12 protein-coding genes are annotated in these 12,421 nt (G+C 52.4%); 8 read left to right on the top strand and 4 right to left on the bottom strand.

Annotated features, from left to right (window positions below; genetic code table 11):
* Positions 1–64: 64 nt before the first annotated feature.
* Positions 65–1,201, bottom strand: a complete 1,137-nt coding sequence (locus OLX08_RS01400) for an RsmB/NOP family class I SAM-dependent RNA methyltransferase (RefSeq protein WP_391482021.1) — start codon at positions 1,199–1,201, stop codon at positions 65–67.
* Positions 1,202–1,252: 51 nt separating this feature from the next.
* On the bottom strand, positions 1,253–2,701 hold the full coding sequence (gene guaB / locus OLX08_RS01395) for an IMP dehydrogenase (RefSeq protein WP_391482020.1): 1,449 nt from the start codon (positions 2,699–2,701) through the stop codon (positions 1,253–1,255).
* A 170-nt stretch (positions 2,702–2,871) separates the two neighbouring features.
* On the opposite strand from guaB, the gene OLX08_RS01390 reads away from it, so the two are divergent.
* The 8 genes from OLX08_RS01390 to OLX08_RS01355 all read left to right on the top strand — a co-directional run bounded on the left by OLX08_RS01390 (position 2,872) and on the right by OLX08_RS01355 (position 8,738).
* A complete protein-coding gene (locus tag OLX08_RS01390) occupies positions 2,872–3,825 on the top strand; it encodes an ROK family protein (protein ID WP_391482019.1) in 954 nt (317 codons plus the stop codon).
* A 92-nt stretch (positions 3,826–3,917) separates the two neighbouring features.
* Positions 3,918–4,232: a hypothetical protein gene (locus OLX08_RS01385; protein WP_391482017.1), complete on the top strand. Its 315-nt coding sequence runs from the start codon at positions 3,918–3,920 to the stop codon at positions 4,230–4,232.
* A complete protein-coding gene (locus OLX08_RS01380) occupies positions 4,229–4,597 on the top strand; it encodes a response regulator (protein ID WP_391482016.1) in 369 nt (122 codons plus the stop codon). Before OLX08_RS01385 ends, OLX08_RS01380 begins: the two co-directional genes overlap by 4 nt.
* 6 nt (positions 4,598–4,603) lie before the next feature.
* Complete coding sequence (locus tag OLX08_RS01375) at positions 4,604–6,706, top strand: chemotaxis protein CheA (RefSeq protein ID WP_391482015.1); 2,103 nt, start codon at positions 4,604–4,606, stop codon at positions 6,704–6,706.
* Between the two features lie 12 nt (positions 6,707–6,718).
* Complete coding sequence (locus tag OLX08_RS01370; RefSeq protein WP_391482013.1) at positions 6,719–7,183, top strand: chemotaxis protein CheW; 465 nt, start codon at positions 6,719–6,721, stop codon at positions 7,181–7,183.
* Between the two features lies 1 nt (position 7,184).
* Entirely contained in the window at positions 7,185–8,021 is an 837-nt protein-coding gene (locus OLX08_RS01365; RefSeq protein ID WP_391482012.1) for a CheR family methyltransferase, read from the top strand.
* Between the two features lies 1 nt (position 8,022).
* Complete coding sequence (locus OLX08_RS01360; protein WP_048597478.1) at positions 8,023–8,409, top strand: response regulator; 387 nt, start codon at positions 8,023–8,025, stop codon at positions 8,407–8,409.
* A complete protein-coding gene (locus tag OLX08_RS01355) occupies positions 8,409–8,738 on the top strand; it encodes a hypothetical protein (RefSeq protein WP_391482010.1) in 330 nt (109 codons plus the stop codon). The genes OLX08_RS01360 and OLX08_RS01355 overlap by 1 nt, the downstream gene beginning before the upstream one ends.
* Before the next feature lie 28 nt (positions 8,739–8,766).
* Here the strand turns inward: OLX08_RS01355 and OLX08_RS01350 are convergent, their stop codons facing one another.
* Both OLX08_RS01350 and OLX08_RS01345 read right to left on the bottom strand, forming a co-directional pair.
* Entirely contained in the window at positions 8,767–9,195 is a 429-nt protein-coding gene (locus tag OLX08_RS01350) for a chemotaxis protein CheD (RefSeq protein ID WP_391482009.1), read from the bottom strand.
* Positions 9,196–9,362: 167 nt separating this feature from the next.
* Complete coding sequence (locus OLX08_RS01345) at positions 9,363–12,386, bottom strand: methyl-accepting chemotaxis protein (protein WP_391482007.1); 3,024 nt, start codon at positions 12,384–12,386, stop codon at positions 9,363–9,365.
* Positions 12,387–12,421: the final 35 nt, after the last annotated feature.

Here is a 12,421-nt window from a genome sequence, read left to right as displayed (position 1 = left end):
TTAAAGTGTATTCATTACAGTAAAGTTGATTAACAGGCGCTAAATACCCGACATGCTAAACACTCTAGGCTTGCTCAAAAATCGCACAAAAGAAGCCATCGCCATCCTGATCCATCGCAAAACGTTCTTGGCGGACACATGTCCACTTTGGCAGCGAAGCCTCAACAAACGCGACTTGATCTTCGTTTTCATCACGTAGCAACGAACATGTCATGTAAACCACCCGTTTCAGCGCATGGCCTTGAGCCTGCCCGATAATATCGCGCTGAAGTTCGACCAGATCCGCCAAATCTTGCTGCGTAAAGCGCCATTTCGCATCAGGTGTACGGCGCCACGTCCCGCTGCCTGAACACGGTGCATCAATAACAACAGTATCAAATTGCTGGGTAATTTCGGTAACTTGAGGAATTGTGACGCCTGCCCGCTCTGCACGTGGGCCGATATCTTTCATGCGCTTCGGGTCAGCATCATGGGCGGTCACTGTGTAGCCCATAGCAGCCAGTGCAAGTGATTTGCCGCCACCCCCCGCACAATAGTCCAGCAACGTCTCACCATCCGCCGCACCAAGCATCAGGCATGCTTTTTGGCTGGACGCGTCTTGTAATTCAACTTCACCAGACAAAAACGGCGCGCTTCGGGCGACTTGCCGCGCCCCTGATGTGACGCGCAGCGCTGTAGTGGCTCCGGCAAGATTTGAAGTAGAAATTCCTTCTTTATCAAGCGCCTGTTCGGCACTCTTAATGTCAGTTTTCTGCGTATTCACACGTAAAAAGACATCTGCCCGCTGTCGAAACTGCTCAGTGAGCTTTTGAAAATCAGGCCCTGCAACGTCGCGCAACTTTGGCAATAGCCATTCAGGTAGATCCACTGCATCCGCATCAGGGGCAAGACGTGCCAGTTCTGCATCAGCAAGGGGTGCAGCCGCATAACCCTGACCAGAAAAAACTTCATCTAGATCAGCATTTTGCGCCAACAAACATCCCGCAACGATCGCACGCCCCGTCTGACCACCGCCCTTAGCTGCAAAAGACGCTTTGGAGCGTAAACAATCGAACACATGATCACGAACCGCTGCACGATCTTTGGAACCTGCGTAACGGTTGCCGCGCGCCCACTTCAAAAGTGCCGCTTCCGCAGGCTGGCCGTCCAAAATTTGGTCTAATACATCAATTGCGGCGGCATAGCGTGCTGCAGGGGTCATTGGTTAATCCTCATGTATTATATGAGCATCACCCCATACAGCATTGTTATATCAAGAAACTCTGTAGTTCGGGCTTTCGCGCGTGATCTGAACATCATGCACGTGGCTCTCTTTCAGCCCCGCGCCGGTGATCTTCACAAACTCACAGCCAGAACGCATCTGCGCGACTGTTGCGGACCCCGTGTAGCCCATTGCAGCGCGCAAACCGCCGACCAATTGGTGCACAACTGCGCCCGCAGACCCTTTGTAGGGAACCTGTCCCTCGATCCCTTCTGGAACCAGTTTGTCACTGGCCGCGTCTTTTTGGAAATACCTGTCGGCTGAGCCGCGCGCCATGGCGCCAAGGCTCCCCATACCGCGGTAGGATTTGAACGAACGGCCTTGATACAAAATGACCTCGCCAGGACTTTCGTCCGTTCCCGCGATCATGCTGCCAACCATCGCGCAGGATGCGCCTGCGGCGATTGCTTTGGCAAAATCACCTGAGAATTTGATACCACCGTCTGCGATGATCGGGATGTCACCTGCTGCAGCTACACAATCCATGATTGCCGTCAGTTGCGGGACCCCCACGCCTGCCACCATGCGGGTGGTACAGATAGAACCCGGGCCAATACCCACTTTGACAGCATCCGCGCCTGCATCGATCAAGGCGCGCGTTGCTGCACCAGTTGCCACGTTACCCGCAACAATTTGTACGTGACCCGCGATTGCTTTGGCACGGCGCACCGCTTCGGCCACACCGCTTGAGTGCCCGTGGGCCGTATCAATCACGACCATATCAACACCCGCGTCAATCAACGCCTCGGTCCGCTCAAAACCTGCGTCACCTACAGTTGAAGCGGCAGCAACACGTAAACGCCCCAACTCATCTTTGGTGGCTTGGGGGTTAATGACCGCCTGCTCGCTATCTTTTAGGGTCAAAAGACCCGTCAGCTTGCCAGCACCATCAACAACCAACAGCTTTTCGATCCGCCGCGAGCGCATAAGGCTGCGCGCTTCTTCCAAATCGGCTGGCTCTTGCAGCATCGCCAAATTATCTGACGTCATCATCACAGAAACAGGCGTATTATCATCCGTTGCAAAACGCATATCGCGGTTTGTGACGATACCAACAACGCGGCCATCAGCGTCCGTGACAGGAAAGCCAGTGACGCGGTACCGCTCCATCAACGCCTTTGCATCCGCAAGGGTTTGATCCGCAGTCAGGGTGATCGGGTTATACACAATGCCGCTTTCAAAGCGTTTCACACGGCGCACATCGCGCGCTTGCTCTTCGATGGTCAAATTACGGTGAATGACACCCATACCACCCGCCTGCGCCATCGCAATGGCCATGCGACCTTCTGTGACGGTATCCATCGCAGAGCTGAGCAGCGGAATGTTGAGCGAGATCGATTTCGTTACAAAAGTCGACGTATCAGCCGTGGACGGCAACACATCAGAGGCCGCAGGGACCAACAGAACATCATCAAAGGTAAGTGCCTCGCGAATTTCCATAATTGATCCCCCTAAGGTGCAGCTTGGAATGCTTCGTTTGACAATGCCCTTTCCCACAGATGCACAGATTTGGCCAGAGGAAATTGCGTTACAGTACGGCTTTCAACCGCTTGCCCAACACGCCAGACGAAGGTACGGAGTGCCAAGCATGTTCTAAGGGGCCTTTTGGTATGACAAAATCGAAGTCTGGCATCGATCTGGTTGTGGATATTGGTGGTACAAACACCCGCTGTGGCTTGGCCCGTGACGGTGTTCTGGACGTCTCTACAAACGCGCGCTTTTTGAATGCGGGCCGCGATGGACTTGCTGGCATTTTGACCGAGTACTTGAGTGCACACAAAGACCAAGACATTGACGGCATATGCGTAGCACTGGCGGGCCCCATCAAGGACGGTATCGGTACGCTGACAAATCTGTCGTGGATCATCCGCCCGCAAGATTTGATTGATCAGACGAACGCGAAAGAAGCGCATATTATCAACGACCTACAGGCCCAAGGATACGGGTTGGCAGGATTGGAACCTGAGGCGTTGGCCCCTGTCATTGATGCCCCAACGGCGCCAAACGGAAGTACGAAACTGGTATTGAACGTCGGCACAGGCTTTAATTGTGCGGGCGTCATTACTCTGCGCAACGGTGTGCATGTGGCCGCCGCGGAAAGTGGCCATATCGGCTTGCCTGTGCGTGATGCTCAGGACCTTGATCTTTCAAACCACGTCAAAAGCGCACACGGGTTTGCGGCCGTGGAAGATGTTCTTTCCGGTCGCGGCCTTGAACGTGTTTACACATGGCGCTCGGGCGGCATTGAGAAATCCGCGGCCGATCTAATGAATGACGCAGAGAACGGCGATGCAATTGCATTAAAGACAGTGGAAAGTTTCATTCGGATATTGGGCGCGGTGGCGGGGGATCTTACTCTGATCCACCTGCCCTATGGCGGCGTTTATTTTGTAGGCGGCGTGGCACGCGCCATGAAACCCTATTTTGAGCGTATGGGTTTTGGCGAGAACTTTCGTGATAAAGGGCGCTTTGCTACGTTTATGGACGATTTTTCCGTACAGATCGTAGAAGATGACAACGCAGCTATGATCGGCTGTGCGCAATTCCTCAAAAATTCGCGCTAAATTTTAAAAATCAAAGCCACGCCGGAAACCTTTTCTTAACAGAGCACCCGCTACTCCTCAGCCTTAACACGGCACAAAACAGGAGTGATTGCGTGAATACTGGAACAGATTTGGGCGCCCTAGATGGCTCTCAGGCCCCATCCGCCACTCTGACGTTACCTGCCAAGCTGGATTTAGCGGCTTACGAAGGTGTTCTGCAGGGTCTCACGACCGCCGCGCCGAATATCGCAATTGATGCAAGCGCTGTAGAAAGCGTGGGCACACTGTGCCTACAGGCCTTGATGGCCGCGCATCAGTCCCACCCTGTTAGTTTTTCAATCACAGCAAGTAGCGATGCATTCGCCGGCCAAACCGCGTTTCTAGGCGCACCTTTTGCACAGATTATTCCGCAAGGAGGCGCGCTATGAGCCTTTCTATTTTGGCCGTCGATGACAGCAAGACGATGCGCGACATGATCGCGCTCACTTTGAATGCTGCCGGTATGACAACAACGCTGGCCGAAGACGGGGTGCACGGTGTTGAAACCCTTGAGGCAATGGACCCGCCAGACGCAATTATCTCAGATATCAACATGCCACGCCTCGATGGTTTTGGTTTCATCGAAGCGGTCCGCGCTCGCGACGCATTCAAGGGTACGCCAATTTTGGTTCTGACAACTGAAAGCGGTGCAGACCTCAAGGCGCGCGCCCGAAGTGCCGGTGCATCGGGCTGGATTGTGAAGCCGTTCGATCCCGAAAAACTCGTACGCGCGCTTAAAATGGTTGCGGGGTAAAAGCAGATGACTGACCAACTTGACCCCCTTGCTGAAATTAAGGCCTCGTTCTTTATTGAATGTGATGAGCTGCTCGAAGCGCTCCAAGACGGCCTTGAAACAATGGACAGCCCCGAGCGCTCCGCAGAGACCATCAACGTGGTTTTCCGCGCCGTCCACTCCATCAAAGGGGGTGCGGGTGCATTCGGGCTCAATGATTTGGTCAATTTTGCACATTGCTATGAAAGTGTGCTTGATAATGTGCGCTCTGGCCTTCTTGAACCTGACACCGACATCATGCGCACGTTTTTTCAAGCGGGCGATATTTTGCAAGATCTCGTGCGGCTGTCGCGCGATGAATTACCGATTGAGCCCGACCTAACAGCGGCAACATTGACGGACCTCGAAGCGCTATTATCGGACGAAGTTGAAGAAACCGTTGAATTTGCGCCTCTCGTACTCAGCTTTGATCTAGACGAAGACTTCGGACTGGATGATGTGGCGCCAAAGCCCGCACAGCATTCATTCAAGTTTCAGGCCAGCGCAGAGCTCTACGCAAGCGGCAACGAACCAGCCAAACTTTTCCGCGCGCTCACAGAACTTGGGACTGTCACCTGCACACCCGACCTGACGAAGCTGCCGAATTTAGGCGAGTTGGCAAATGCAGAGTGTTTTATACCGTGGCACATTTCTGTCGACACTGATCGTACGTTCGAAGACGTTCTTGAGGTTTTCGATTTCGTTGATGGGCTTTGCACAATTGAGCAAATCACGCCACAAACAGACGCCCCACTCCCACCGATCGACCTGCCAGATGTTGCTAGTGTTGCAGAATCTGAGGCCCTCGCACCCGACCACATTGAAGAACCGACTGATGTGAAGCCGGCAGAGCAGCCTTCTACCGAACCAGACAGCATGAAAGTAGCGGCGCCCAAAGCGACAGTTCGCGTGGATGTGGACCGTATCGACAGGCTGGTTAACCTTGTGGGCGAGTTGGTTATCAATCAGTCGATGCTGTCTCAAAGCATCGTGTCAGCACAGGCCGCAAACTCTACAGAGGTCGAAACAGGCCTTGAGGAATTCATGCGCCTTACCCGCGACATCCAAGACAGCGTGATGATGATCCGCGCGCAGCCCGTAAAATCTTTGTTCCAACGGATGTCACGTATTGTGCGTGAAAGTTCAGCCGCAGTGAAAAAATCCGTTAAATTGATCACCGAAGGTGACGACACAGAAGTCGACAAAACGGTCATTGAACGGCTTGCAGACCCTCTTACCCATATGATCCGAAACGCCGTTGATCATGGGCTTGAAGCGGCGCAGACACGCGTTGCGAACGGCAAAGCAGAGCAAGGTGTCGTCCGCCTGCGCGCAGCGCATCGATCGGGTCGCGTTGTGATTGAGGTGAGTGATGACGGTGGTGGCATCAACCGCGATCGCGTGAAGCAGATCGCTATTGAAAAAGGTCTCATTCCAGAAAATGTTCTTCTCAGCGATACCGAAATTGACAATTTGCTGTTTATGCCGGGGTTCTCTACGGCGGCCGAAGTGTCTAATCTGTCTGGCCGTGGTGTCGGGATGGATGTCGTGCGAAGCGCCATTCAAAGTCTCGGGGGGCGTATCACGATCACTTCCGTGCCTGGGCAGGGCACGACATTTTCCATCAGCCTGCCGCTTACCCTCGCCGTTCTTGATGGCATGGTGATCGATGTTGCCGGGCAGTCCGTAGTGATGCCCCTGGCCGCGATAAGCGAAACAATGATGCTGGGGCCAGATGAGCTTAAGCCACTTGGGGCAAATAGCATGCTGGTGCAGGTCAGGGAGCGCTTTTTGCCGCTTATTGATCTTGCGGAAAAACTTGGGTTCAGCCCAAAGCGCACGGATTTCAAGAATTGTATCGCGCTGCTTATTGCCAATGACGACGGTCAAGAAGCGGCAATCGTGATTGATGCAATCCAAGATCAAAGGCAGGTCGTCATCAAAGGGTTGCAGGATGCTTATGGCAACATTCCAGGCGTCGCCGCTGCAACGATCTTAGGAGACGGCAAGATCGCTCTAATCCTTGATCCAGGCGACATCGTTGTGCGCGGCATAGATCATACGGACACAGCACAACCGCCAAGCGCATAATTGGAGATGACCATGGACCAAAAGACCCCCTCCCAAACCGGGCGCGAAATTGAACTTTTGTCGTTCAAAGTGAACGATCAAGAATATTCACTCGATATCATGTCAGTGCGTGAAATTCGTGGGTGGAGCAAAGCAACGCCTCTACCGCATTCGCCGCCCTACATGCAGGGCGTGATTAATCTGCGCGGAAGTGTGCTGCCTATCGTTGATCTATCTATTCGGTTCGGCTTGGCCGAACGCGAGGTAAGCCCGCGTGACGTGATCATCGTTGTTAACGTTGACGACCAAACGGTTGGCCTGCTGGTAGACGCAGTCGTTGATATTCTTTCCATCAATACGGATGCAATCGACCCACCGCCCGAAATGGGGGACAACACAACACGGTTTGTGGATGGGCTGATTATCCAAAATGACCGTATGATACGGTTGCTAAGTCTGAAAGCGGCTGTCCCAGCAAAAGAAACGAACGCGGCATAAAATGACATCGGAAACGCGCACAGCGCTGCTTACTGACGCGCATTTTGAAGCAGTTGCCGCAATGATGTATGCACGAACGGGAATTGTACTGGAAACGGCCAAGAAGCCGATGGTGCAATCCCGTTTGGCCAAGAGGTTACGCGCGACAGGGCTATCAAATTTCTCCGAGTATCTCAAAAGCGTTGAAGATGCTGAAGGGGAAGAGTTTGGGCATATGTTAAGCGCTCTCACAACGAATGTGACACGGTTTTTCCGGGAACCACATCATTTTGACTACCTTATTGGAGAATACCGAACAAAATTGGAAGCTAGGCTCAAACAGTCCGAGCCTTTGCGTATTTGGTCAGCCGGCTGCTCAACAGGTGAAGAGCCCTACTCGATCGCAGGATTACTTTTGAACGAATTTGGGCCACAGTCCAACTTTCGTATTCTCGCCACTGACATTGACCCACAAGTGGTCGAACGCGCCAGAACCGGTGTTTATACCCCCATAGATCCGGCCTCTGCATTTGGGCGCGTAAACAAAACGCTCTTTGGCAACGACGTTGGCCTGTCTTCAGGAACTGTCTCATCGAACATTCGCAAACACATTGTTTTCGGAACCCTTAACCTGATTTCGGATTGGCCAATGACCAAACAGTTCGACCTGATCTTTTGCCGAAATGTTGTCATTTATTTCGACGCAGCGATACAGGCGGGTTTGTGGCCGCGTTTTCAGGCCACCCTAAAGCCCGACGGGATCTTGTTTTTAGGACACTCAGAGCGGCTTGATGACCCCCACCAGCTCGGCTTTGAAGCGGTTGGCACAACTATTTATAAATCAAATTCACGAGGCTAGTATGGCACTTAGAGACCAAATTCGCGTTATGATCGTTGACGATATGTCGACAAGTCGCGGCCTTCTTGCACAAAGCCTCGACGGTTTTGGCATTCGGCAAGTACTATCCGCGCCGGACGGAAAAACAGCGCTAGCAATGATTGCTAAGACGCCCGTCCACCTTGTGTTGTCGGATTACAATATGCCCGAGATGGACGGGCTGCACCTTCTGCATGCTCTGCGCAGTAACCCCGCGACTAAGGGGATTGGGTTCATTTTGATAACTGGCACGACGAACCCTCAGGTGATTGAGCACGGCAAAAAACTTGGCATGAACAACTTTATCAAGAAGCCATTTCAAAACGCCGATCTATTGAAGTGCATTGAACAAGTTACGGGCCGCCTTTGATGCGGACTGAGCTACCCCACGCAGAGCTGATTGCAGCAATAGCGACTCTAAATCACGCACTCAGAACCTGCCTTGATAATATCGAGGCCGGCTTCATTGGTTTGCCCGAGCCCCATCAGTTAAAGGCCGGCATCACGCAGTTGCAGGAAATAGATCGCGCACAACAAATAAATGATGATATCGCATCAATCGTGGTACTTTTGAATGCCAACCCAGTGATAAAAGTTTCTGAAGTCTTGCAGTCTGTGAAGCTGGAAATCAGCCTTGTTGCACTGGGTCTGAAGGATACACCCAACCGCGCAACAAACGGCGCAGTTGAGCTTTTTTAACAACTTTGTGCAAAAGCGCAGCCGCGTTTTAAAATAGCTCAACATCACCCACATCCTTCATAACTGAACGCGGAATACGCGGTGGCGCGACGACGATATCTTCGACGAATTTCATTTTTACGCGACCTGTCGTGGGCCAGAAATGAACCCGTCGCGCTTTGTCACCACCAAGACTGCTAGCATCCACGTCGATACCTTCGCGTTGCAGATAGCTTTCCGCAAAGGCCCCGTTCGTCTCACCAACAGTCGTCAAGCCACGCGTAATTTGCGCACCGCCAAATAATTTAGCATGAAGATTTGCGCGAACGGCACCAGCCTTCAATGTCGCATTAATCAACCGTTCAATTTCGTTCGTCGATGCGCGAACACCATTGGGATCATTAAGAAGTTTTCCTGCCAACAGCATATGGTTCATACCACCAACACCTGTCTCGGGATCAAATAGACAAACCGACACACACGAGCCCAACAACGTTGAGATGCATTCCAAAGGCCTTGCTGATACTTTAATTTCACCCTGGATGAGTGGCACCACTAAACCATCACGTTGACCGCGCACCCCACTTTGGGAGCGCGCGGTCACTGAGCCAGACCTTTGAGGATTTAGGGGCGAACGGATCACTCCTAGAATTCCTCCCAACCATCATCGAGCACGGCCTCGCCCGTCTCACCTACGGCTACGGGGCGTTTGGTTTCAACGACTTGCTTCACGGTTCTATTCGGTTGCATGTCCACAACGTTTTGTACGCCTTTGGTTGTAACAAATTTTGCCATAGATGCGCGCAAGGCGTTTGCCTGTTGTGTCAAAGAATGGCTGGCTGCCGTGGTCTCTTCAAACATCGCGGCGTTTTGTTGGGTCACTTGGTCCAACTCGTTGATCGCACTGTTAATCTCGGCAAGGTTGCCAGATTGCTCTTGCGCGGATTGTGCAATTTCACTGACGTGCTCTGCGATTGTCTTTACGGACTGAACCAGCCCCGTTAGCGCAGTCCCCGTATTGCCGACCAGCCCAACACCCTTTTGAACTTGGGTTGTACTCTGGGCAATCAAGTCGTTGATTTCTCGCGCCGCGTCAGAAGATCGCTGTGCGAGCGCGCGCACCTCTGAGGCAACAACTGCGAACCCGCGTCCGGCATCACCCGCACGCGCCGCCTCAACGCCGGCATTGAGGGCCAGCAAGTTAGTTTGAAATGCGATATCCTCGATTACTCCGCTGATTTTCGAAATTTGACCCGATGAACTTTCAATTTCACCCATCGCAACAACAGCTTGTTGAACCACTTCACCGCTTTCCTCAGCGTTTGTACGTGCCTCAATAACCACATCGCTGGCCGTTTTTGCGCCTTGAGCGGCAGAAGCCACGGATGTCGTCAACTCATCAAGCGCGGCTGCAGTTTCTTCCAAAGATGCTGCCTGCCGTTCCGTGCGTTGCGACAGGCTGTCTGCTGCACTCGAAATTTCAGCAGCCTCACCGCGAATAGTCTCTGCATTTTCGCCAACGCCTGCGATAGCGTTCATCAGCGTTTGACAGGTGCGGTTGAAGTTATCGCGCAACATTTCGTAGTCTTCATGGAAGGGTTCATGCAAACGCACCGTCAACTCGCCATCAGCCAAGCGGTCCAGACCCATTTTTAGAGCATCAACAACCTGCTTTTGCGCTTGTGCTGTCTCTTTGCGGGCGGCCTCTGATACTGCAATCGCTTGCTGCACTTTGGTTACGTCGTTGGCGAGCAGTACAACCTGGCGGACGTCATCATCTTGGTCACGTACAAAATGAAAGCCACCCTCAAAGTTGACAGTCTGACCGCTGCTAAGCGTCAGTTCAAACAGCCCCATGTAGCCACCTGATGCAATAACATCATGCCAACGCAGTGCTCTGTTATCCGCAAGGTCACGGAAGTTCGCAAAGAACCCGTTACGCATCCCCTCCTCACCAACGGCGTTCTTATAGATCTCATTGGCCGAAATAATGTCACCAGTTGGCGTCAGTTCAACTTTCGCCTGCTGCTGTTCGATTGCGTCCAAAATAGCCGCAGTTGTACGTCGTTCAGTTACATCGCCAACTTCGACCACGATGCCCATAACTTCGTCATTCTCACCGATGATATCATTCATCGTTACAGAAATTTGCTGATCTTCGTGGGACACGTCCAGTTTCGTGGGAAAGCTCGACGCCTTGGTGACTGCATCTTCGAGGAATGGCGCAAGCTTTGCGATAGGTTGATCCAGATCATCTTCGTCGCAGTTCAATCCAAGGGTTCCAAGCAACTCAAAGAAACTCTCGTTGGCGTAGACCACATGCTTCTGACCGTTCATAACAAACATCGCCCCAGAGCCACTTTGAAAGGCAGCGCCTTTCAGCATCGCTTCCAGTTGTTGTTCTTCAGCGGAGCCAAGTTTTGTCCTGAATTCGTCAAGAGTTCCCGCGATTTGACCAATTTCATCACCGCGGGAAAGTCCTCGAACAGTCGTGTCATAGTCACGGCCTGCAACGCGGCGCATGTCGCTTGCCACATGGAGCAATGGTTTACTCACAGAGCGAGCCAAGAAAAAGCCAATCACAACAATAATCGCCAATGTCGCCGCAACTTGCACGATTAGGCTGTTGCGCAATTCAGCCGCACGTTCAAAAACCTCTGACATGCGCGAGACAACCACCATTTTCCACGTTGTTCCATGAAAGTTCAGCGTGGCTTTTCCGACAAGAACGGGCTCACCAAAAAAGACGGCCTGCAGCACGGAAGCTTCGGAATTGTAAAGCCGTTCGAGAGCTGTTTCATCTAGAACTGATTGGAGCGGCACTTGGTCAGCAAATGTTCTCGGCTGGGTTTTCAACTCACCGTCAGAGCTAAGAAGAAACGCATCACCAGTCTCACCAAGACCGGCTGCGTCGGTCAAAAGGGCTGCAACTTTATCGGTCGGCAATTGTAAAACGACCGCACCGGCCATATTTCCAAATTGTGAGAAAATGGGCCGCCCAACAAAACTTGCTGGCGCACCCGCGCTTGGGGCGTATGGCTCAAAATCTGTGAATGCAGCAGTCTCGCTCAACTCACCATTAGCAATCTGAACAACCTTCTGAAAAGCTACGCTCAGGCCTGATGACTTATACGGCCCAGTGAGAATGTTCGTGGCAAAATCAGCCTCTTTTTCCACCGAGTAGATCACATTGCCAGAATTATCGATCAAGAACAGGTCATAATAACCGCCCCGCTCGCCAAGCGTACGCAAAACCGGATGGTGCGTTTGGTGAGCTTGGCTATACCGCCCGCCAGTTTTCAACACCTCAAGCTTGTCGCGGTCGCCCAAAGCAAAAGGGTTTTCATCAATAAACTGCCGCTGAAGTGCTGCAGTTGCAGAGCCCTCCGAGCTTAGCCCCGACCACGCATAGGAAAAATCTTCCAGCGCCGTAACCGCCGCAGAAGCCTCTGAAATCGTCTCCAACTCTTTGTCGACGCCCTCCAACCAAAGGTCGAGCTTGGACCGACGATCAGCAGCAAGACCCGTCAATCGTAATTCGGCGTCTTTCAGCAACACCTCGCGCGTGTCGTGATACGAAAAAAACGAAGTAATCGTAAGTGAAACGGCGGCCAGCAGCACCATCGCAATTGGCAGCCAAGTTGAGATATTGATCTTTTTCAAGCCCATGCGGAAAACCCTTTTTTGCTCAAACATATGGCCCA

Origin of the sequence: Nereida ignava (assembly GCF_047114695.1) — a bacterium.
Taxonomy (GTDB): Bacteria; Pseudomonadota; Alphaproteobacteria; order Rhodobacterales; family Rhodobacteraceae; genus Nereida; species Nereida ignava.
This window is presented reverse-complemented; position numbering and strand designations above follow the sequence as displayed.

Coding starts and splice junctions, on each gene's coding strand:
- OLX08_RS01400 (WP_391482021.1), bottom strand. CDS start 1,201: ATGACCCCTGCAGCACGCTATGCCGCCGCAATTGATGTATTAGACCAA.
- OLX08_RS01360 (WP_048597478.1), top strand. CDS start 8,023: ATGGCACTTAGAGACCAAATTCGCGTTATGATCGTTGACGATATGTCG.
- guaB (WP_391482020.1), bottom strand. CDS start 2,701: ATGGAAATTCGCGAGGCACTTACCTTTGATGATGTTCTGTTGGTCCCT.
- OLX08_RS01345 (WP_391482007.1), bottom strand. CDS start 12,386: ATGGGCTTGAAAAAGATCAATATCTCAACTTGGCTGCCAATTGCGATG.
- OLX08_RS01355 (WP_391482010.1), top strand. CDS start 8,409: ATGCGGACTGAGCTACCCCACGCAGAGCTGATTGCAGCAATAGCGACT.
- OLX08_RS01375 (WP_391482015.1), top strand. CDS start 4,604: ATGACTGACCAACTTGACCCCCTTGCTGAAATTAAGGCCTCGTTCTTT.
- OLX08_RS01390 (WP_391482019.1), top strand. CDS start 2,872: ATGACAAAATCGAAGTCTGGCATCGATCTGGTTGTGGATATTGGTGGT.
- OLX08_RS01380 (WP_391482016.1), top strand. CDS start 4,229: ATGAGCCTTTCTATTTTGGCCGTCGATGACAGCAAGACGATGCGCGAC.
- OLX08_RS01365 (WP_391482012.1), top strand. CDS start 7,185: ATGACATCGGAAACGCGCACAGCGCTGCTTACTGACGCGCATTTTGAA.
- OLX08_RS01370 (WP_391482013.1), top strand. CDS start 6,719: ATGGACCAAAAGACCCCCTCCCAAACCGGGCGCGAAATTGAACTTTTG.